The following is a 22,247-nucleotide window of genomic DNA, read 5'->3' as shown; positions in this document are numbered from 1 at the left end:
TTATAAGAGATAAGTGTTTTTCAATGATCAGCTATTCATCCTTACTATAATTATTTACTCATTTGGCTTTCTAAACGGCCACCAATTTGCTTTTCCAAACAATCGAACCATAACTGGAATAAACAAAGGTAGCATGATTAACGCATATAGGAAAAGTCCAGTTAATACTACTGTTGCAATTTGTAATAAGGATAGAACACCAGAAGGCATCATTGCTGCAAATGTTCCACCTAAAATCACAGCAGCCGAGATAATAACCGTACCCATATTTTTCATTGCGTGGATTAATGCTTCTTTGATGCTTAGATGCATATTCTCATTAAAGCGATCCATCAAGAAAATACTATAGTCAATACCTAATGCGACTAGGATCACAAAGGCGAAGAAACTTACTGCCCAACTGATTCCTTCATAGTCTAAGATATTAACGAAGATAAATTCAGATATTCCCATTGCTGTGAAATACGTTAGAATTAGGGATCCAATCAAGTACAACGGCATAATAATCGAGCGTAGTAAAATGACTAGGATGATAAAAATTCCGGCTAGCATTAAAACGACCGTACGTGCATAATCTGCATCTGAGATATTCTGCAAGTCATTATTCGTACTACTAATACCGCCGATTGCAATCGTTGCATCTTCATAAACAGTACCTTTCACTGCCTCATCAACTGATTGTTTAATTAAGCCAACCGTTTCCATGGACTCTTTTGAGTAAGGACTAGATTCCATGACTACTTCTAATTTAGTAATGGTTTTAGTATCAGCTAAATAAGGTTTAATTCCTTCCATGAACGCTTCGTTTTCTAAAGCTTCTTTTGGAATGTTGACAGTTGGAGCTGCTTCTTCTGACGAAAATTCACCTAAATAATTTTGAACTTGAGTTAGCCCCTCTGAAACTTGCTTCAGGCCATCAGTGCTCTGATCTAGGCCATTTGTAAGCTGTCCCATTTGGTCATACATATCGCTAAAGGCGCCTTGCAATTCCTCTTGCCCGCCGTAAATTTGCTCTAGACCATCTTGTAGGCTTGGGATATTATCAACTACCTGTTGTTGTCCATCTGCAGCCTGATTTAACCCATTTTGTAACTGATCAATTCCAGCTATTAATTCAGTTAGACCGTTAGCAAGTTGTTGTTGTCCATCGATTGTTTGCTGGAATCCTTGGTTGGCTTGCGTAATCCCACCAATGACTTGCTTTTCAAATGTTTCATTTAATGTAAGTAAGCCAGGGTTTTCTTCGGTTCCGTTCAAAACAGCATGTAATTGTCCTTTGGCTGTTTCCAAGTTTTTCACCGATTCTTCATTACTTGCTTCTACGTTATCTAGCGTTTGTAGAGTACCTTGCAATAATTGAGTGTACCCTTGATAACCTGCATGTAAAGGTGTTAGTCCTGATTCAAGCTCTTGATAGCCTGTTAATATCTCATTATTACCATCAATGGTTTGCTGAAGGTTAGTTTGAATCGTTTTCAGATTCTCTTTTACTTCACCTGCACCTTGTGAACCGGAAGAAATTCCGTTTTGGATTTGAGTTAGTGCATTTTGCATTTCACCAATTCCGTTATTTGCTTGCTTGGTACCGTCCAATAATTGATCGACACCGGTTTCAGCTTCTTTTAATTGTGGTCTTGACTCTTTTAGTTGATCTGAAGCATCGGTTAAACCACTTTGTATCTCATTAATTCCTGATGCACTTTCACCAATACCATCACTTAACGCTCCGGTTTGACTGTTCATCGTAAAATCTTCAATGATTTTACCAGTTGGACGTGTAGCACTTCTTACAGACTTCACACCATCAATAGTAGCGATTGCCGCAGATATAGTCTCAATATCCTGAAATTCTTTCGCTTCGTCGATATTTTCTTCGGTTTGCAAAACTACTGTCGCAGGCATCGCCTCTCCAGGGCCAACACTTTCAGCCAACCAATTAAATCCTTTTACTGAATCATAGTTTTCGCCAATTTCTTCTAAAGAGTTATAAGACTTTTGACCATCAAAAGTTACTAAACTAGGTACGACAATGACAAGAACAATCAGTAATGCCAATAATGGTCGTCCCCATGCAAATAAACCTACGGACTTCCAAAGCTTACTTTCGCTATGAGACACGTTTTTATCAAATGGCCAGAAAAGTTTTTTTCCAAATAAAACAAGGAAAAAAGGCACTAAAGTAGCCAATGCAATAAGTACAACCGCTACACCAACCGCTACAGCTACAGCTGATTTATATAGCGAAAACGTAGACAATCCAATGGTTGAAAAACCAATCAACACTGCTAATCCAGCAAAGAAAATTGTCTTTCCACCAGATTTATAAGTCGCCACAACGGCATCTTGAATCGTTTCATGATTAGCAAGTTCTTCTTTAAATCTACTAATTAATAAAATACAGTAGTCTGTACCGATTCCAAACATAACCGCTACCATGAAGATCTGGGTAAAGGTGGATAAGGGAAAATTGGCGGTCTCAGCTAAGATCGATACAATACCTTGTGCGGCTAAGTAACTTATTCCGACTGTTAATAGTGGAATAAATGGAGCCACCAAGGATTTAAATACGATAAATAAGATAATTAAGATAAAACCAACGGTAATAAACTCCGTCTTTTTTAAGCCTTTTTCTGAGTTAACCACGATATCTTTAGAAATATAGGCTTCACCAGTTAATGCATAATCAATTTCTGTTCCTTCAACAGCTTTATAAATCACATCTCTTGACTCTTCAATTGTTCTATCTTCAATCGTTACATCCATCGGGACAAGGATGGTTGTTCCATCTTCGGATACTACTTGTTCTTCAATTCTTTCATCTGCAGTAAAGTTTAGAATATTAGAAACGCCTAAGGCTTCTTGTTGTTCTTCCAATTTGGAAATGACGTCTGCCACTTCATTCTTTTCCTGATCAGTTAGTGCTTGCTCTTCATGAAAGACTAATACACCAGAAATAGTATTTTCATCATTATCTTCAGACATTTGTCCTAATAATGCGGATGCTTCAGAAGATGAATATCCCTCAGGTACCCCAATTTGTCCTTTTTCTCTAACTAGCTCTTGTAAGTTAGGTGAAAAAAGTAATAATGATACTGCGGTTACAATCCATAAAACAAAAATGGGCCACCGAAATTGTAAAATCTTTCTCATCTAGCTAATCCCCCTTGATTAATTCTCTCTTAAAATGCGTACGAGTTTCTCTAATGATTGAATAAAGGTTTCTATTTCATTAGAATCAAACTCCAATAAAATATCCCCTAGCACGTCATAAAGTTTTTGTGTGCCGTCTTCCATTAATTTTTTACCTTCAGCTGTTAAGGATAAATAAACGATTCTGCGATCGTCTTGATCCCGCTTTCGATCAATCAGTCCTCTTTCGTATAAACGGTTTACCTGCGCAGTTACCGCGCTTTTACCTATCGAAAACTCATGTGCTATATCGGAACTCGTACACGGCTGTTTTTTTTGTAAAAAACGTAATGTAGAAAATTGGTCGGTTGTGAGCTCCTGATGGACTTGTTCATTCATCAACACATTTACTCGGCGATTTACCTCATTCATAGAAGAAGTGTACGTTTCAATGATTTCATTTAGCTTCCTATGTTCCATAGCTACACCTCCATTATATAGTTTAGTTAATGAATAGTTTAATGGGTGAACTATTATAAATTACCATCTTCTATAAATAAAAGCAACATTAAGTTCCTATTTGTTCTTCTTATGTCCAAGTTGTTATAATAGAGGAAATGAAGTAGAGAGGAACGAATGGATGACTCCGAATGTTTGCAGATATTGTCATAAAGAAATTAAAGATCGAGATCAACTTGTAATGGGATCAAACTTCTTGCGTTTACAGCCTTTTCACTACGTCTGTTTTCAGGAAGTTGAAAAAGAAGGAACTACGGTATGGAATTACTGGAAACCACTAAATGGTCCATCCGGAAATATACGAATTATTCTTATGGCGGTTCTAGCTATAGTTTTACTCGTTACAGATTTGCTGGGGGAAATTGGAGATCTAGTAGCCATCTTATCTTTATATCCAGTACTTTTGAGAGTTATATCGATCTTTTTTTTCGAATTAAAGATACCGAAGCAAAAACACCACTAATCGTGGTGTTTTTTTTGCTATTTTCAAAAAAAATTGCATTCAAATGCCAGAGTTGATACAAAATGCGGCGTAACTATCTCCACCCGCTCCACAAGTGCAATTGGCTCCCTTTCCGAGGAGGAATCACGAAAAATCCCAGAACCCGGATTTTTCTAAGTACAGATTCCTCTTGCGGGCACGGCCTCAGCTAACTCAGTCGCAAAGTGCGCTCCTGAGTGGATCTTCGGCTCGCGCTGTTCCCGTAGGAGTGTCGCCAATTGCACTTGCTCCGCTAATAACTGCTTTAATTAAAGTCGAACTTGTGCTGTTCCAAAAGGAAGCCTATGCATTTTCCTCAATTGATTCCTAATTTATCTTAACAGTTGATTTAAGTGAATACTCGCATGATCAAGACATATTACTTCTCACTCTAATAGAAAGCCAATCCTAGCGGAGGAAAAACACGAGACTCCTGTGGGAAAGGAACAGTCTGAAGATCCCGCAGTGAGCGCTTTTTGCGAGCGAGGAAGCTGAAGCGTTCCCCACAAAAGGAATCTGAACTTAGAAAAAGCCATGGGTTAAGGCTTTTTCGTGATTCCTCATAGGAAAGCGAGTGTTTTTCCGGAGCGTTGGATTTCCACTCATCTAAAGAAAGTTACGACGCAGTTTATACAGAATCCGTCCTAAACAAAGAGATTCCTCCTAGAACAACAAAGATGTTATTTACTGTATGGTTTAGCATGTCTTGTACATATTAAAAATAAAACAGATAAAGGAGACACAAACATGAAAAAATTATTGTTATTATTATCGACTATATTTCTACTAGTTCTTGCTGCTTGTGGCGGAACAGATGAAGGAAATGATGCAGGAGAAATTGATGTGGAACAATTAGACACGATTGTTTTGGCTGATGCTGGATGGGATAGCATTAGATTTCATAACAGTGTTGCGAAAACGATAATTGAAAATGGATATGGTTATAGTACAGATATTATTCCAGGTTCGACTGCTGCTACGGTGCAAGGTTTACGTGAAGGGGATGTAAACGTCTATATGGAAGTTTGGACAGACAATATCAAGGAAGTATATGAAGAAGCATTAGATGAGGGAGACATTGAAAGAGTCTCTACTAACTTTAATGACAATACACAAGGATTGTATGTTCCAAGGTATGTGATTGAGGGTGATCCAGAACGAGGTATCGAACCTTTAGCTCCAGACTTAAACACGGTAGAAGACTTGAAAAAGTATCCGGAAGTTTTTGAAGACCCTGAAGACCCGGGGAGAGGGCGTGTTTTAAATGCTCCAAGTGGTTGGGCTACTGCTGAGATAATTGATCAAAAGTTTGAAACATATGGGCTTGGTGAAACGATGAATAACTTCATGCCAGGTTCTGATGCTGCTATTGTAACTTCACTTGCAGATGCATACGAAGCAGGTGAAGGTTGGGTTGGTTATTACTGGACTCCAACTGCCGTATCTGCACAATACGATCTTAGGTTGTTAGAAGAGCCTGAATATGATGAAGAGACATGGGAAGAATCAAAAGCAACCGAGTTTCCACCTAATGATGTCGTAGTTGCTGTACACAAAGACTTTCCAGAGCAAGCACCAGAAGTATATGATTTCTTATCTAATTACGAAACAAGCAGTGCTTTAACAGAAGAAGCTTTAATCTATATGGCTGAAAATGATGTAGATGCAGATGAAGCTGCAAAATGGTGGATGAAAGAACATCAAGATCATTGGACAGCTTGGGTACCTGAAGATGTAGCAACTAAAGTGCTTGAAGCCATTGAGTAATTAAAATAGCTGGCCTCCACGGCCAGCTATTTTTCCTCTAAAAGAGAATATGTTTATCAGATTCCATCATACTAAAAGCATGGTGACAATGATTACTAAAAAGAGAGGTGAAACGACTGCGTTTATGATGCAGTTATTCCTATGGGTAACTTTCCTGATATTGAATTCAAATTAGGTGATTACGTTGAAGATTTTGTTAATTTTTTAGATGAAGTATTAGAACCATTGTTTGATTTAATCTTTTTTATTTCATCAAGGTTTATTGGTGCAATTAGTGACGTTTTAACTTGGATACCTTGGTGGGTTTTTATTATTTTAATCTTTCTACTTGGATGGTATTTTAAATCGATCCTATCAGGTGTGTTTTACGCGGTCTTTATTTTCTTAGTTGGTACATTTGGGCTATGGGAATATTTAATGATGACGATTTCGATTGTCCTGACAGCTGTGATTATTTGTTTAGTAATTGGAGTTCCAATCGGTGTGTGGATGGCATTTAGCAAAGGATTCTCGTCAGTAATGCGGCCGATATTAGATGCGATGCAGACGATGCCTAGTTTCGTTTATTTAATTCCGGCCATCTTCTTCTTTGGTTTAGGTAATGTTTCAGCCATTTTTGCAACATTAATATACGCATTACCACCAGTGATTCGTCTTACAGAATTAGCTATACGAGGAGTCGATCCGGAGGTCATTGAGTCTGCACAATCGTTTGGTTCGTCTAGATGGCAAATGTTAAAGAAGGTACAACTTCCACAAGCCTTACCAACGATCATGGCTGGGGTTAACCAAACAACGATGATGGCATTGGCAATGGTAGTCATTGCTTCTATGGTTGGTGCAAAAGGCTTAGGGGAACAGGTGTTAATCTCAATTAACCGTATCGATATTGCATTAGGTTTTGAAGCAGGGATAAGCATTGTCTTTTTAGCAATTATAATTGACCGTGTGACTGGTGGGGTTGCTGACAAGTTTCAGAAACATAGGAGGGCTAAGTAATGGCGAAAAATAAAATCAAGATTGAACATGTTTCTAAAATTTTTGGCCCAAAACCAAAATCAGTTATTCCGATGGTTAGAGATGGCATGAGCAAAGCAGAAATCCTGAAAGAAACAAATCATACGGTTGGTGTGTATGATGCTTCCATGGAAATAAATGAAGGCGAAATTTTTGTAATCATGGGGTTGTCTGGCAGCGGTAAATCGACATTAATCCGTTGTTTTAACTTATTAAATAAACCGACAGATGGTGCCATCAAGGTAGATGACGAGAATATTGTAAAGTACAACGCGTCTGAGCTTAGAAAATTTCGTCAAGATAAGATTGCTATGGTATTTCAACATTTTGGATTATTTAATCACCGTACAGTCATGGAAAATGTCGAGTACGGCTTAGAAATTAAAAATGTATCAAAAGAAGAAAGGCAAAAGATTGCACAAGATAATATAGAAATCGTTGGGCTGAAAGGGTTTGAAGATAAATATCCAGAAGAGTTATCTGGTGGTATGCAGCAACGTGTAGGTTTAGCTAGAGCATTAACGAATGATCCTGATATTTTACTCATGGACGAACCTTTTAGTGCCCTAGACCCACTAATTAGAAGAGATATGCAGTTAGAATTACTTGATATTCAAGAGCGACTGAAAAAAACAATTATATTCATCACACATGACGTTAATGAAGCATTTAAGATTGGTGACAGAGTAGCTGTTATGAAAGATGGTAAAGTTGTTCAGGTTGGTACACCAGAAGAGATATTAGAATCACCAGCTAATGAATATATTACTGACTTCATTGCAGATATTGACCGTTCAAAAATCTTACAGGCTGAGAATATCATGTTTAAACCGAATGCACTTGTTTCATTGAAGGATGGTCTGAAGGTTGCGATTAAAGAAATGAAGGAAAATGGGATTTCGAGTGTGTTTGTTGTTGATCGCGGCCGCCATTTAAAAGGAATTGTCACCATTGATGCAGCGATTAAAGGTGTGAAAGAGAAAAAGACATTAGAAGATGTGTTGGACACGGATGTTTCGGTTGTAAAAAAAGAAGAGTATGTCAATGATATCATTCCGAAAGCATTGGAATCTAAATTTCCTTTAGCAGTTGTAAATGAAGATAATAAATTAGAAGGTTTAATTTTGCGCGTGCATGTTCTTTCTGGATTAGTTGCAGATGATGTGGAAGAAAGTAGAGAATATCACGGATACATGCAAAATAATGAGGTAAATGAATAAAGAATAAAAAGAATCGCGCTTGGCTTTCTGGGTATCCAAGCGCGATTCCTTTAATGAACGAAACTACCTCTTTAAGTAATATCATTTCTAATATGTGTGCGATTCCTTTAAACTATAGGTGAACATACTTAATATGGAAGGGAGTAATGAAAATGAGCTTAACAACAACAAGCAAATTACATAATGGTGTTGAGATACCATCCCTAGGACTTGGTGTGTACAAAGTGGAAGATGGACAAAGTGTTTATGATACCGTCATGTCTGCCCTAGAAATTGGCTATCGTCATATTGATACAGCCTCTTTTTACGAGAATGAAGAAGGGGTTGGAAAAGCAATTAGAGAAAGCGGCATACCTCGTGAAGAGATTTTTGTAACAACGAAAGTATGGAATGATGAACAAGGGTATGAAAATACAAAACAAGCATTCCAAAATAGTCTAGATCGCCTTGGACTGGATTATGTGGATTTATATCTCGTTCACTGGCCAGTTCCTGGAAAATATAAAGAAACGTGGAAAGCACTTGAAGAATTTTATGAAGATGGAAAAGCAAGAGCAATTGGTGTAAGTAACTTTCTGCCACATCATTTGGAGGACTTACTAAGTGACGTGAAAATTAGACCGATGATCAATCAGATAGAGCTTCATCCACAGTTAACACAAGTCGAAACAAGAGAGTATTGTAAAAAACATGATATCTTAATACAGGCTTGGTCACCACTTGGAAAGGCTAGATACTTAGATGATCCGACGCTAACCGAATTAGCAGAAAAATATAGCAAAACGCCAGCGCAAATCATTATTCGATGGGAATTCCAAAGTGATATCATTACAATTCCTAAATCTGTGCATGCCAAGAGACAAAAAGAAAATGCTGATATTTTTGATTTTGAGCTTACCAGTGATGAAATAAAACATATAGATGCTTTAGATCAAGATAAACGAACTGGACCACATCCGGATGAATTTAACTATTAAAAAAACTGTCCTTCTCCAAGTGTAGGGAAGGACAGTTTTTTACATGCGGTTATTCCGTTATTCCGTGTCGTAAAATGCTAACATTAACATCAAAGGATACATTTATGCTTGGGTACTTTTCTCGCCATTCCTTATCTGTTAAATCTTTACCTCTAACGGTGGAATCATATATATTTCCAAACCCAATGGGATCGACATTAATTTCTTGCAGTTTTGCTACTAAATCATTCAACTTGTTACTAATTGTTTTTTCAATCTCTTTTTCAAATTCATTTAATTGTTCTTTGCCTTCTATTTGAATCTTTTCAGAAATTTCCATTATTCTTGTTTCTATATCTACTTTTACACGAAAGTTTAGGTCTGTTTCGGATTCTAAGGAGATTTTCTTTTTACTTCTCAACTCGCTTAGCGTTACACTTATTTGTTCGGTATTGTTGTTATTAGCTTTTGCCTGAATATCAGATTCAAATGGTTCTTTTAGTATTCCTAATTCCAATTGCCCTGCTTTAAATTCTGAAGAAAGTAATTTTATAAAAAAACCCTCTTGCTGTGACGCTGTTGCTACCCACCTATCATTCTGAAACAACGCAATATTTTTAATGATTGGCTTTTGATTTTCGGTGGTAATCAGAGGTAGAACTGGATCCATACCTGGATCGTTATACTCATGCATAAATTCACGAAAAGAGCTGCGCATGATAATCTCTCTTTTAATGTTGTTATCAATTAATTCAAACAAGTATTCTTCTGCCTGAATGGAATTGTTTTTATCTGCGGTCATGAGTATATCTTTCGCCGTTTGTTCTGTAGCTGCTAGATACATCGTATCCGATAGTTTAGGGTCTCTCGTAAAATTATCGAGTACGGTAATTAATCCTTTTTCAGCTATTGCCTTACCAAATATAGCTAGGCGTAATTGTCCATTTACAAGTTTTAAGTTTGATTCTAAATTTGCACGGTCTTGTGCACCCTTTACTGTATTAGCTTTGGTCGAAGTTGTCTGGGATTGTTCTTTTCCAGTAGGGTCAAATTTAAAAAAATTAAAGGTGGTTTCAATTTCACCCTGCTCTATGGCATCAACACCTATAATACTTATGACACCTAGTTCCTCAATCGGATACATAGGTACACAACCAATTAGTAAGATGAGGCATATGAACGCCAGTAAGCTCTTCTTCATTTCGACTTCTCCTTCATCTTTACTAGTTTCCTTTTAATTAAAACAAGTGGTAGCAAAATTACTGGATAGACAATGGCAATGATAAATCCAATATTCGAAATGGTAGCGATGAACTGTGAAATGATCGTCTGTTTCTTTATATAGATGATTCCAATCAATAATAATGTCGCTATTGTGTACAGTACCTTTCTTTGACTTATGCCGTAAAGGCGCTTCATACTATAAGTAATAAGCCATGCAAAAAGGATGAAATTCGGGAAAATAACCATTGCCCATTGTGTTACTACAATGAGGTCAAACCTTTCAATGATTGGATACTCAATTATTTTGTACATCGAAAGCGCAGGCCAGATTAAATGTTCTAAGGTAATGGATGTAAAAAAGCCAACCGATATGACTGTGACTACTAAAAGTAGGATTGTCGTAGACGCAACACCTGCATGTACTGGCATCGAAATCTTTTTTTTGTTTTCAATGAACGGGTAAATAAAAAAAAGTATTTCTAACCCTACATAAGAATAGCCTGCTTGATAAGAACCGAATAATAATTCCTTAGGGGTGGCCTCCAGCATCGGTTTAAAGTGATTGAGATCCATTAATCTAGCTGGTTCGTATAAAAAGAAGAATAACCAAAAGGATAAAAAGAAAAAAACAAATGTCACACCTACCGCTACTCTAAAACCACCTAATACGGTATAAACGATTAAAAGAATCAGCAGAGCTCCTAATAACCAAGGAGGCATTTGTGGATAGATAAACACTTGAACTATTTGAATATAGTTAATTAAAGAGCTTAGCAAAACGCCAAAGATATAGAGGATATACACTGTACCTAAAGCTTTTCCTATCCATGTACCAAATACATCCACTTGGATGCCAAGTATATCTGCACTCTCATAATTCTTTAATATGATCACCATTACGACAACTACTACATGCATAATGACGCCACCAATTAATACGGATATCCATGCATCTTGTTTCGCTTCTTGGAAAATATGACGTGGTGCACCAAGTATGCCTAATCCGGTTTGAATATTTAGTATAATAAAAAACAAATAAAATGCTCTTATCTGTAGGTTAGGTTTAACAACATGATTGACTTCCATATAACCTAACTCTCCTATTCATCAATGTCTTTTTTCGTTTGGGCTTTCTGCTTAGGATAACGTCTCATATCTTTAGGTTGAAAGGATGTAGACCTAGTGTTACTAAGCGTGAAAGGTAAACGGAAAAAGGAGTTATCCATGTCCTTCCAATTAAAAGGATAAGCAGGTAGAAGGTATGGTCTACCTAAAGACGTCATGCGTATGAGATGAATAAAGAAAAAACAAATCCCTAATGTAACCCCGATTAGACCAATCAACCCAGCTATAATGATCAATGGAAAGCGAATCACCCGTATCGCGGAGCCCATTATATAACTAGGTGCCGTAAATGATGCTAATGCACTGCTAGCAACAACAATAATAAGCACGTTACTCGTTAATCCAGCCTCAACTGCAGCTTGACCTAATACAATACCACCCACAATACCGATCGTTTGGCCAACCTTGGTTGGTAATCTCGCCCCAGACTCCCTTAGCAATTCAATCAGAAGTTCTAATAAAAGTGCTTCAATTATGGGAGGGAATGGCACTTGAGCTCTCGATTGTCCAAGTGAAGCTAGGAGTGGTGTCGGTAAAACTTCATAATGAAAGGTGACACACGCTACGTATGTAGGTGTTACTACAACCGAGATGAACATGGCAACAAAACGAAGTATACGAAGAAATGATCCGACGTTCCACCTCATATAGATATCTTCTGTTGATTCAAAAAAACTAAAAAAAGTACTAGGAGCAATAATTGATGTCGGACTCTTATCAACCAACACACCAATTCTGCCTTTTCCAATTGCGTAACAAAGCCGGTCTGGTAGCTCTGTTAAATAAAATTGAGGGAAAATAGACGTACTGTTATCTTCAATGTATTGAGATAAAATGGAGGAATCTTCTAATTCATCCACAACTAAATTTTGAAGCCTTTGTCTCATCGTTTGGACGTCTGTGTCATTGGCAAGCGTTTTTAAATAAACCATCCTTACTTCAGATTGGCCCCGCTCACCGATGATGAATTTTTCTGTTACTAAATCATGTGTGTTGAGACGCCAACGGATTACATTTAAATTAGTTGCTAAGGATTCTGTGAATGATACCTGTGGACCAAGTACTAGTGATTCTGTTTCTGCTTTTTGCAGATTTCTTTTTTCTTGCTTCGCTATGTTATAAGTAATTGCATCTGGTTCACCTACAACATAAACACCTACTGCACCAGCTATTAATTCCGTTACCATTTTATCTATTTTCGTTTGTTTTGTTCCATTTCCAATAGGAACTTCATTTAAGATCTTATCTGTACTCCACTGTATATCCCTATTTAAAATGGTATCTAACAGGCTATCATCTAATTGCTTTTTGTTAATTTGATAATCAATGTAAAAAATGAGGATGTCTTTTTCTTGTATTTGATATTGTTGAAATAGAATGTCGGGAATGTTTTGTAACTGTTCTTTTACCTTCTGTTTTAACACTTCTATGGACAGAGGAAAATCACTATTTTTTCCATGCTTTATCCTAATCGGTTGCTTTCTCATGATTGCCCCTCCAGATTACAGATAATAATAGTATGGATGGAAATGATGGAAAATATGTAATAGTAATACAAAATAAAGGATAAAAAATCCTATAAGAAAATAACGAAAGGAAAAGCTTACATGAGGATTTTAACTTAGGCATAAATAAAGCGGACTTATGATAAAGTCCGCTTTTTTACATTATTTGTGAAGATGACGATTTAATACCCGTTTTTGACCAAATCTAATTTTCCGGTATGTGGATCAATGACAAGCCCATGGACTGGAATGTTAGGTGGTAATAGTGGATGCTGTTTAATCACACTAATTGATTTTTTTACAGATGCTTCGACATCGTCAAAACCTTGTAGCCATTCATGTAAATCAGTATCAATCGATTCGATTGCACTTTTATCAATACCTCTTTCTTGTATTTTTGAGATAAATCCTTCGGTATCAAAATGATTCATACCACATCCATGATGGGCAATGACAAATATTTCATCTGCTTTTAATGCATGGACAGCAACTAACAAGCTTTTCATAACACTATCATATGGATCCGTTAAGATAGCTCCCGCATTTTTTACAAATTTCACATCTCCATTTCTTAAATAGAGTGCCTTTGGAAGCAGTTCAATAAGCCTTGTATCCATACATGTGAAAATAACAGCTCGCTTATTTGGGTAATTGTCTGTTTCATATGGTTCGTAATCTCTGTTATCTACAAATTGCTCGTTGTATTTTAGGATGTCTTCTAATAACATGTGATAAATTTCTCCCCTCATTTATCATAATATAGTAATTAATTACTTATAATAAAGGAAGTGAAAAAAGGTTGCAATTTATATATACTGAAGAGTTCAAATTTTTAATAGATTTAAAGAATAGTAATATTTACAAAAATATGAAAAATTGCATTGACTTACCAAATGAAGCGTACTATAATTTAGAAAGCAAATATTACAAAAGGAGGTCGCCAAAAATGGAAAAAGTAACAGTAGTAAGTTTAAAACAATTGTATATACGAAGTGGCCTTCAGGTAATAGAACAGTAATCATAGGATAAAAGTAAGAACCGTTTTAATCGGTTGATAACTTTTATATGAATTATGATGTTTATAACAAAAGGCCACACCTTTGTCCGTGGCCTTTTTTCTATTTGAAAACGCATGCGTCTAGGGACGTGTGCGTTTTTTTGTTTCTTGAAGGAAAAAAATGTAAAAGTGTTTAAAATCTGGATTTTCCAGTTTTTAATATAAATCAAATAAGAAAAGGGAGAGATGATCAAATGATTTTTAAATTAATATCTAAAGGTATGGAAGAAAGGAACGAAGGCGGATAAGTGCACAATAAACAACAAAGTAGGTGATTGGATGTTTTCTATGTTTAGGAAGGTCGATTGGTTTTTTACTGACTTTATCAAACGATACACATTTGTTTTTGTCGTAACGTTTAAAAAAGACTTGCCATTAATTGATCAAATGGTATTTATTATTTCAAAAAACTAATATGTAAATCTTTTAATGATGGAAAGGAGAAATGAAAGATGATGAAAGTTACAAGGAGAATGGAATTGTTAGAAGAATGGAAAGAAAGCGGATAGTGAATCTAGAGAGGATGGTGATTGGATGTTTTCGGTATTTAGAAAATTAGATTGGTTCTTTAAACAGTATTGGAAAAGATATACGTTTGCAATTCTTGCTTTAATTGTTGCAAGTATCATTGATATTATCCCACCTAAGTTAATTGGAATGGCCATCGATGAAATACAATATAGTACATTAACAATGGAGAGTTTATTAGATATCTTAATGATCTATGGGATACTGATTGTTTTAAGTTATACTATATCCTTTTTATGGGATTATACGTTGTTCGGTGGAGCATTTATTATGGAAAGGTTGATGCGATCGAAGCTAATGCGTCACTTTTTGAAAATGACACCAACCTTTTTTGGGAAATATCGAACTGGAGATTTAATGGCTAAAGCAACAAATGATTTAAAAGCGATATCGATGACAACAGGGTTCGGAATTTTAACTTTGGTCGATTCAAGCATTTTTATGTTTATGATTATTGCTGTAATGGGATTTACAATTAGTTGGAAATTAACATTAATGGCGCTCATTCCATTGCCAATTATGGCAGTAGTCATGCATAAATATGGGAGCATAATTCATGAACGATTCATGAAAGCACAAGCTGCTTTTAGTGATATGAATAATGATGTATTGGAATCGATTCGAGGGGTTCGAGTCATACGAGCATATGCTCAGGAGAAGCAAGATGAACAACGTTTTCAGAACATGACAGAAGACGTTTATCACAAAAACTTAGAAGTAGCTAAAATAGACGCCCTATTTGAGCCGACCATGAAAGTATTGATCGGGATCTCCTACACGATAGGAATAGGATACGGCGCAACGCTAGTTTTCCATAACCATCTAACATTAGGTCAACTCGTATCCTTTAACGTCTATTTAGGTATGTTGATTTGGCCAATGTTTGCCGTTGGTGAGTTAATTAATGTGATGCAACGCGGAAATGCCTCACTTGATCGTGTTAATGATACGTTAAGCTATCAGAGTGATATTAACGTACCTTTGAATCCGAAAGATATTAGTGTTCCTGAACATATAAAGATGGATCATGTAAGTTTTGCTTATCCAGATAGTAAAACATGGAGTCTCTCAGACATCAATATTACAATTTATCGAGGTCAAACAATTGGAATTGTTGGCAAAACGGGTACAGGTAAGACAACACTGTTAAGACAATTATTAAGAGAGTACCCAGGAAAAACAGGAAATCTGCTTATATCTGGTACTCCAATTGAAGAAATAGCACTAGATAAAACCAGAGAATGGATCGGATATGTTCCCCAGGATCAAATCATGTTTTCAAAGACGATCAGAGAAAACATTCAATTTGGAAGAGCAGATGCAACGGATGATCAGATTAAACACGTGATGAAAATGGCGCATTTTCTAGATGATATAGAAAGTTTGCCAAAAGGATTGGATACAAAAGTAGGAGAAAGCGGTGTAACGTTGTCGGGTGGGCAGAAACAAAGAGTTGCACTTGCTCGAGCATTTATTAAAGACCCAGAAATATTATTGTTAGATGATGCATTATCTGCAGTTGATGGGAAAACGGAATCTATGATTATTGACCATTTGAAAGAACAACGGAAAGGAAAAACAACGTGTATTACTGCGCACAGGCTTTCTGCAGTTATGCACGCAGACCTTATTGTTGTTTTAGATGAAGGTAAGATTATAGAATCAGGCACACATAAAGACCTTATGAAAACGCAAGGTTGGTATTGTGAGCAATTTAAGTTACAACAATTGGAACAACAGGAGGTGGTTTCCTGATGAATGGATCTACAGAAAAACGTTTGTTCCAATATGCTCTATCTTATAAAAAGACAATTATCATAGGACTTCTTTGTTTATTAGTAGCCGTTTCACTTGAGTTGGCAGGACCTTTTATTGCTAAGCGAATCATCGATGAGCATATTACAGGCATTGAATCGATATGGTATCAAGTAGAGCAAGGCACTGACACTAGCCGACTAGTAGAATACAACAACGCATGGTATATTCGTGCAGACCGATTAGATGATGAGGAAACAACAATTATAGACACCTCTACTATTCTACAAATAGGTAGGGATTATTATTGGGTGAATGAGGAGATTCCACTTCAAGGTAATCGAAGTGTTGATAATGGCATAATTACGGTAGAATCGCCAAATGAAACTTTGACAATTGAGTCAGATAAACTATCGATCAATGAGCTGTATTCTTTCTTTAAACCTGAACAACAACCGATTGTCTACTTACTAATTTTATATGTGGCTTTATTATTGATTGCCGCTATTTTTCAATTTGGAAAAACATTTTTGCTTCAAAAAGCATCGAATCGAATTGTTCAAAAGATGCGAAATGATGTATTTAATCACACGCAAAAAGTGCCAATCAATTATTTTGTCGACCGTCCAGCTGGTAAGATCGTAGCAAGAATTACAAATGATACGGAAGCGATACGAGATTTATATGAACGTGTATTATCTGTATTTGTAACTAGTATAATTTACATGTTTGGAATCTTTGTTGCTCTATTTATATTAGATGCAAAATTAGCTGCTTTCTGTTTGCTACTCATTCCAATCATGTATGGATGGATGAAGTTTTATAAGTACTTTGGAACTAAATACAATAAAGTTATTCGTTCAACAGTGAGTGAGATAAATGGAAATATTAATGAGTCGATTCGAGGAATGTCGATCATACAAGCTTTTCAGAAAGAAAACCAGGTAGAGAAGGAATTTGAAGCATTAAACCAACGTCATTTTCTTTATCAGAAAAAACTAGTTCGACTGAGTGCATTAACTTCACATAACCTAGTAAATGTTCTCAGGAATCTGGCGTTTGTAACGCTAATTTGGTATTTTGGTTCCTCTTCACTGGGTGTTGAAAGTATTATTAGTGCAGGTGTGCTGTATGCATTTGTTGATTATTTAACGCGATTATTCGGGCCAGTCAACGATGTGGTAAACCAATTGCCATTGCTAGAACAAGCGCGCGTAGCATCTAGTCGTGTTTTTGAACTGATTGATCATGATGGGGAAGAGATAAATAATAAACCAGTACCCAAGTTCAAGGGGCATATCGTGTTTGATCATGTGTGGTTTGCGTACGATCAAGATGAGTATGTACTAAAGGATATTCAATTGGATGTTCAACCAGGTAAAACCGTGGCGTTTGTTGGTCACACAGGTTCAGGTAAGAGTTCGATTATGAACTTACTGTTTCGTTTTTACGATCCTCAAAAAGGGAAAATCATGATTGATGGAATTGATACGAAATCGATGTCGAGACAACAAGTAAGAAGTCACATGGGTATTGTATTACAAGATCCATTTCTTTTTACAGGGACAATTTTGTCGAATGTCACCATGAATCACCGAGAGATTTCCCGGGAAATGGCGATTAGGGCTTTAGAATCGGTAGGGGCAAATCGATTTATCGCGAAACTTCCAAATGGGTACGATGAACCTGTTAAAGAAGGCGGATCAACATTATCAATGGGGGAACGTCAGTTGATTTCATTTGCTAGAGCGCTTGCTTTTGACCCTGCAATTCTTATTTTAGATGAAGCTATGGCAAATATTGATACAGAAACAGAAGCGGTGATTCAAAGAGCCTTGGAAGTGATTAAACAAGGTCGAACTACTTTAGTCATTGCGCATCGTTTGTCGACGATACAACAAGCAGATCACATTTACGTATTAGATCATGGTATAATGAAGGAGCAAGGTAATCATCTCGAGTTGTTAGAGCAACAGGGAATCTACTACCAAATGTATCAAATGCAACAAGGGAAATTACGAGAACCAGCCATCTAATATTACCTGTGATACCTTATTATTGTTGATGGTCTCCATGCGAGGTGTGAAAATGAAGGAATCAGATAACTACCATCAAGATATTATAGATGAAGATTTATATGAGGAAATAGATCATGAAGAGCTAATAGAAATATTAAAAGTGGAGAGAGAAAATGCTCTGCAAAAGGAAAAAGAGGAAAAGCATGAAGTAAAGCGACCTTTTCCTAAATGGGCTTTTTGGTTAATTGCAATTGCAATGCTTATCAATGTGGTTGCGATTTTACCGCGGACATTTTCAATACCAGCAATTGATTTTCTTGTCACGTCCGCGCAATTAATGACCGATCCTACGATTGATGAATATCAAGAATCGGTAGTTGTCGTTCAATTACCCGAAAGTAAAGGAACAGGTTTTTCTATTTCTCCTGATGGATTGATTATTACAAATCACCATGTAATAGAAGCGGAGAAAATAATTACAGTAGCTTATCCAGAGCAAGGACTTTATGATGCAGAAGTAATCCATGAGTTTCCAGATATTGATTTAGCTGTACTGCAGGTAAAGGGCAATGATCTTCCTTATTTACCATTGGCAAACGATTCATCTTTCTCTGACCATGAGCATATTCACTTTATTGGTAATCCATTGCAATTTAATGGCATTGCGAACGAAGGAGAACTAATCGGATATACCGACCTAAAAGAATGGGATCAAGAAGTGATAATGATGAAAGCTCCTGTCTATCGAGGGAATAGTGGTAGTCCAGTGATTAATAGCGATGGAGAAGTAATTGGTGTTATCTTTGCAACATTAAAGCACGACACCCATGGAAAAGTAGGGTTAGCTGTTCCAATTGATTATTATCATGAAAAAATGAATGAATAAGAGAAGGCCATGTGTATTCGTACGCATGGCCTTTTTTGTAAACAAGGATTGATTAATGTTATTTTAAGGCACAGTAGATGAATATTCCGTCGTAACCAGCCGCTCAGAAATCTATGTTAACTTTAGCGGCTAAGAGATCCGTTATTAGCCTAAAATCTAAGGATATATGGTTTTAGCGGTCACCAGAGCCCTTATTTGCACAAACTCGATTAATTTCATTGGCGATTTGTTAAGATAACGTACTGTATAGCCGCTCAGATAAAAAAACGGTCTAAAAAGGACAAATAAGGGCTCTCATAGCCGCTTGCATAGAATTCACTAATTTCTCCGTGTTGCTGCGGAGTTTATGGAAACTACGACTTAAAATCAAGAAAATAGGTACGTTATTCTAACATAATTTAACAGGAATTTTGCAGTTTGATTAAGAACTTAGTGATTTGTTCCTATTTTTTGATATGAAAATTAAACAAAATGTAAATGAAAACTGATAGATACGGTAATAGAGATAAGCTATCATTGTTCTTACTTGGCTTTTTCTAAATGAAAGAGTTTAAGCTTACATAAAAACAGAGAAAATCGGTGGTGAGATAAATGTTGAGTCTTTGTAAAACAAACAATGAAGTCAAACTATCCTTAGAAGAACAAGTTACATTGGTTCAACAGGGAGACCAAGAGTTGCAACAAACTCTATTAACAAACTATCAACCATTTATTGCTAAGGTTGTTTCACATGTGTGTAAAAGATATATAAATCCGAAAAAAGATGATGAGTTTAGCATTGGCTTATACGCTTTTTATGAGGCAATGATTGGCTATTCAATAAATAAAGGAACTTCTTTTTTATCCTTCGCAAGTCTTGTTATTAAAAGAAAAACAATTGACTATTTGAGGAAAGAGAACAGGAAAGCCGTATGGATTCCACTGGATGATTTTTTCGATTCAGAAGAAATGGAATGCCGAGTAGAGAGGGTAGTCGCTAAAGAGAATTACCAAAATGAAGAAGAGCAATGGCGTCAACGAGAGGAGATCAACCAATTTTGTGATGCGTTATCCTTATATGATATTACTTTAGAGGAGTTAGTAAAGATTTCCCCAAAACACAGTGATGCGAGGGAGTCTGCTATTCAAGTAGCACACATTTTATATCGAGAGCCTTCGTTAAGAGAATATGTGATGGATAAAAAGAAAATACCGATGAATAAATTAGTACCATTAGTTCCTGTTAGTAAAAAAACATTAGAAAGAAATCGCAAATATATTTTAGCCGTATTTATTGTGCTATGTGGAGATTATTTGTATCTGAAGGAATATTTAAATAAAGCAAGTTAAAGATATGACCAACCCGTTCAGATTAAAAATTTGTTCATTAAAGTTAGTTAAAGTAGAATTAAAAAGTATAGGAAGATAGAACGAGGCACTTATTAAAAATAGACTAACTTGTATTAATGAAGAAAGGGTATGGTAGTTTCATGTCTAAAAAATTGGACTTATCAAGCTTTGAAAAAAAGCTTGAAGTAAGAAATATTACTTATGCAGATATTGACGAAATTATTGAAATGCAGAAAACGTGTTTCCCAAATATGGAACCATGGAAGCGAGAGCATTTAGAAAGTCACCTTAACTTGTTTCAAGAAGGTCAATTTTGTGTCGAATACGATGGTCAGATTATTGGAAGTTGTTCCAGTTTAATTGTTAACTTTGACGAATATGATGACAAGCATACGTGGGACGACATTACTGATGAAGGGTATATTACAAATCATAACCCTGAGGGATATAATTTGTATGGAATCGAAGTAATGGTTGATCCGAATTTCCGTGGGATGAAGATCGGAAAAAGACTGTATGATGCTAGAAAAGAGCTAGCGCGTGAGCTAAATTTAAAAAGTATTATTATTGGCGGGAGAATCCCAAATTACCATAAATATGAGCATGAGCTTACACCAAGAGAATATGTAGAAGAAGTAAATACGCAAAATATTTATGATCCAGTTCTAACATTTCAAATAATGAATGGATTTACACTTATGCGTATAAATCCAGGATACCTTCCCGATGACAGCCAATCATTAAAATACGCAACATTAATGGAATGGAATAATATTGACTATAAAGCAAAAACAAAGCGACACTTTAAAACCGCTTATCCAGTCAGAATTACAGTTATTCAATACATGATGAAGAGTATAAATTCTTTTGAGGAATTTGCCAAACAAGTGGAATATTATGTGGATGTAGCGTATGATTTTGACTCTGATTTTGCTGTGTTTCCTGAAATTTTCACTGCGCAGCTTATGTCTTTTCTTGAAGAAAAGGTTCCATCCAAAGCTATTCGTAGATTAGCCAGTTATACGGAAGATTATATTGAATTATTTACGAGTCTAGCTGTTAAATATAATGTGAACATTGTTGGTGGTTCTCACTTTGTTGAAGAAGATGATCACATTTACAATATTGCTTATTTATTCCGTCGTGATGGAACGATCGAAAAGCAATACAAAATACATGTAACCCCTAATGAACGCAAATGGTGGGGAATTCAACCAGGCGATGCGGTGAAAGTATTTGACACAGATTGTGGGAAAATTGCCATTCAAATATGTTATGATATTCAATTCCCTGAATTGGCAAGATATGCAGTTGATCAAGGTGCAAATATCATTTTTGTGCCATTCTGTACAGATGATCGTCAAGGATACTTGCGCGTCCGCTATTGTGCGCAAGCTCGTGCAGTTGAAAATCAAGTATATACAGTGATTGCTGGAACAGTAGGAAACTTAACCCAGGTGGAAAACATGGATATCCAGTATGCACAGTCTGGTATCTTTACACCATCTGATTTTGAATTTGCCAGAGATGGAATTATTGGAGAATGTAATCCGAATATTGAAACAGTTGTTGTTGGTGATGTTGATTTAGAGATTTTACGAAGACAACGACGTTCAGGTACAGTAAGACAATTACGTGACCGACGAAGAGATTTATTTGAAGTGAAATATAAAAACTTAGATACAGAAGTTAAACCAAATAGGGTTTGATTATTTTAAAACGCTTGGAGTT

General features: G+C 36.2%; 17 protein-coding genes. 11 read left to right on the top strand and 6 right to left on the bottom strand.

Annotated elements, in window-relative coordinates:
- Positions 1-54 precede the first annotated feature (54 nt).
- Both NYQ66_RS08420 and NYQ66_RS08415 read right to left on the bottom strand, forming a co-directional pair.
- Positions 55-3,150, bottom strand: a complete 3,096-nt coding sequence (locus tag NYQ66_RS08420) for an MMPL family transporter (RefSeq protein WP_259868785.1) — start codon at positions 3,148-3,150, stop codon at positions 55-57.
- A gap of 18 nt (positions 3,151-3,168) precedes the next feature.
- A complete protein-coding gene (locus tag NYQ66_RS08415; RefSeq protein ID WP_259868784.1) occupies positions 3,169-3,609 on the bottom strand; it encodes a MarR family winged helix-turn-helix transcriptional regulator in 441 nt (146 codons plus the stop codon).
- A 160-nt stretch (positions 3,610-3,769) separates the two neighbouring features.
- Here NYQ66_RS08415 and NYQ66_RS08410 point away from each other — a divergent pair, with 160 nt between their 5' ends.
- The 5 genes from NYQ66_RS08410 (at position 3,770) to NYQ66_RS08390 (ending at position 9,110) form a co-directional block, all read left to right on the top strand.
- The gene (locus NYQ66_RS08410) at positions 3,770-4,111 is read left to right on the top strand and encodes a hypothetical protein (RefSeq protein WP_259868782.1); all 342 of its coding nucleotides are present in this window, start codon (positions 3,770-3,772) and stop codon (positions 4,109-4,111) included.
- 765 nt (positions 4,112-4,876) lie between these two features.
- A complete protein-coding gene (locus NYQ66_RS08405) occupies positions 4,877-5,896 on the top strand; it encodes an ABC transporter substrate-binding protein (RefSeq protein ID WP_259868779.1) in 1,020 nt (339 codons plus the stop codon).
- A 141-nt stretch (positions 5,897-6,037) separates the two neighbouring features.
- On the top strand, positions 6,038-6,895 hold the full coding sequence (locus tag NYQ66_RS08400) for an ABC transporter permease (RefSeq protein ID WP_259868777.1): 858 nt from the start codon (positions 6,038-6,040) through the stop codon (positions 6,893-6,895).
- A complete protein-coding gene (locus tag NYQ66_RS08395; protein WP_259868775.1) occupies positions 6,895-8,133 on the top strand; it encodes a quaternary amine ABC transporter ATP-binding protein in 1,239 nt (412 codons plus the stop codon). Before NYQ66_RS08400 ends, NYQ66_RS08395 begins: the two co-directional genes overlap by 1 nt.
- 146 nt (positions 8,134-8,279) lie before the next feature.
- Entirely contained in the window at positions 8,280-9,110 is an 831-nt protein-coding gene (locus NYQ66_RS08390; protein WP_259868773.1) for an aldo/keto reductase, read from the top strand.
- Between the two features lie 49 nt (positions 9,111-9,159).
- On the opposite strand, the gene NYQ66_RS08385 is transcribed toward NYQ66_RS08390, so the two are convergent.
- From NYQ66_RS08385 to NYQ66_RS08370, 4 genes are all read right to left on the bottom strand, one after another.
- On the bottom strand, positions 9,160-10,290 hold the full coding sequence (locus NYQ66_RS08385) for a Ger(x)C family spore germination protein (protein WP_259868772.1): 1,131 nt from the start codon (positions 10,288-10,290) through the stop codon (positions 9,160-9,162).
- Positions 10,287-11,399, bottom strand: a complete 1,113-nt coding sequence (locus NYQ66_RS08380) for a GerAB/ArcD/ProY family transporter (protein WP_259868769.1) — start codon at positions 11,397-11,399, stop codon at positions 10,287-10,289. Before NYQ66_RS08380 ends, NYQ66_RS08385 begins: the two co-directional genes overlap by 4 nt.
- 14 nt (positions 11,400-11,413) lie before the next feature.
- Positions 11,414-12,925, bottom strand: a complete 1,512-nt coding sequence (locus NYQ66_RS08375) for a spore germination protein (RefSeq protein WP_259868768.1) — start codon at positions 12,923-12,925, stop codon at positions 11,414-11,416.
- A 200-nt stretch (positions 12,926-13,125) separates the two neighbouring features.
- Entirely contained in the window at positions 13,126-13,671 is a 546-nt protein-coding gene (locus tag NYQ66_RS08370; RefSeq protein ID WP_259868767.1) for a beta-class carbonic anhydrase, read from the bottom strand.
- A gap of 617 nt (positions 13,672-14,288) precedes the next feature.
- Here NYQ66_RS08370 and NYQ66_RS08365 point away from each other — a divergent pair.
- The 6 genes from NYQ66_RS08365 (at position 14,289) to NYQ66_RS08340 (ending at position 22,225) form a co-directional block, all read left to right on the top strand.
- Positions 14,289-14,414 (top strand): hypothetical protein, encoded by a 126-nt coding sequence (locus tag NYQ66_RS08365; RefSeq protein WP_259868764.1) that lies wholly within the window; start codon positions 14,289-14,291, stop codon positions 14,412-14,414.
- 120 nt (positions 14,415-14,534) lie between these two features.
- Positions 14,535-16,283, top strand: a complete 1,749-nt coding sequence (locus NYQ66_RS08360) for an ABC transporter ATP-binding protein (RefSeq protein ID WP_259868762.1) — start codon at positions 14,535-14,537, stop codon at positions 16,281-16,283.
- Entirely contained in the window at positions 16,283-18,319 is a 2,037-nt protein-coding gene (locus NYQ66_RS08355) for an ABC transporter ATP-binding protein (RefSeq protein ID WP_259868760.1), read from the top strand. The genes NYQ66_RS08360 and NYQ66_RS08355 overlap by 1 nt, the downstream gene beginning before the upstream one ends.
- 52 nt (positions 18,320-18,371) lie before the next feature.
- Positions 18,372-19,187 carry a S1C family serine protease gene (locus NYQ66_RS08350; RefSeq protein ID WP_259868759.1) on the top strand — a complete coding sequence of 272 codons (816 nt, stop codon included), beginning with the start codon at positions 18,372-18,374 and terminating at the stop codon, positions 19,185-19,187.
- A 591-nt stretch (positions 19,188-19,778) separates the two neighbouring features.
- Positions 19,779-20,516 (top strand): RNA polymerase sigma-I factor, encoded by a 738-nt coding sequence (gene sigI / locus NYQ66_RS08345; protein ID WP_259868758.1) that lies wholly within the window; start codon positions 19,779-19,781, stop codon positions 20,514-20,516.
- Positions 20,517-20,656: 140 nt separating this feature from the next.
- A complete protein-coding gene (locus tag NYQ66_RS08340) occupies positions 20,657-22,225 on the top strand; it encodes a bifunctional GNAT family N-acetyltransferase/carbon-nitrogen hydrolase family protein (RefSeq protein WP_259868756.1) in 1,569 nt (522 codons plus the stop codon).
- The last annotated feature ends 22 nt before the right edge of the window (positions 22,226-22,247 follow it).

Origin of the sequence: Aquibacillus koreensis, from assembly GCF_025154055.1 — a bacterium.
Taxonomy (GTDB): domain Bacteria; phylum Bacillota; class Bacilli; order Bacillales; family Amphibacillaceae; genus Aquibacillus_C; species Aquibacillus_C koreensis.
The sequence above is the reverse complement of the archived record's forward strand: the minus strand, read 5'-3'. Positions and strand labels throughout refer to the sequence as shown.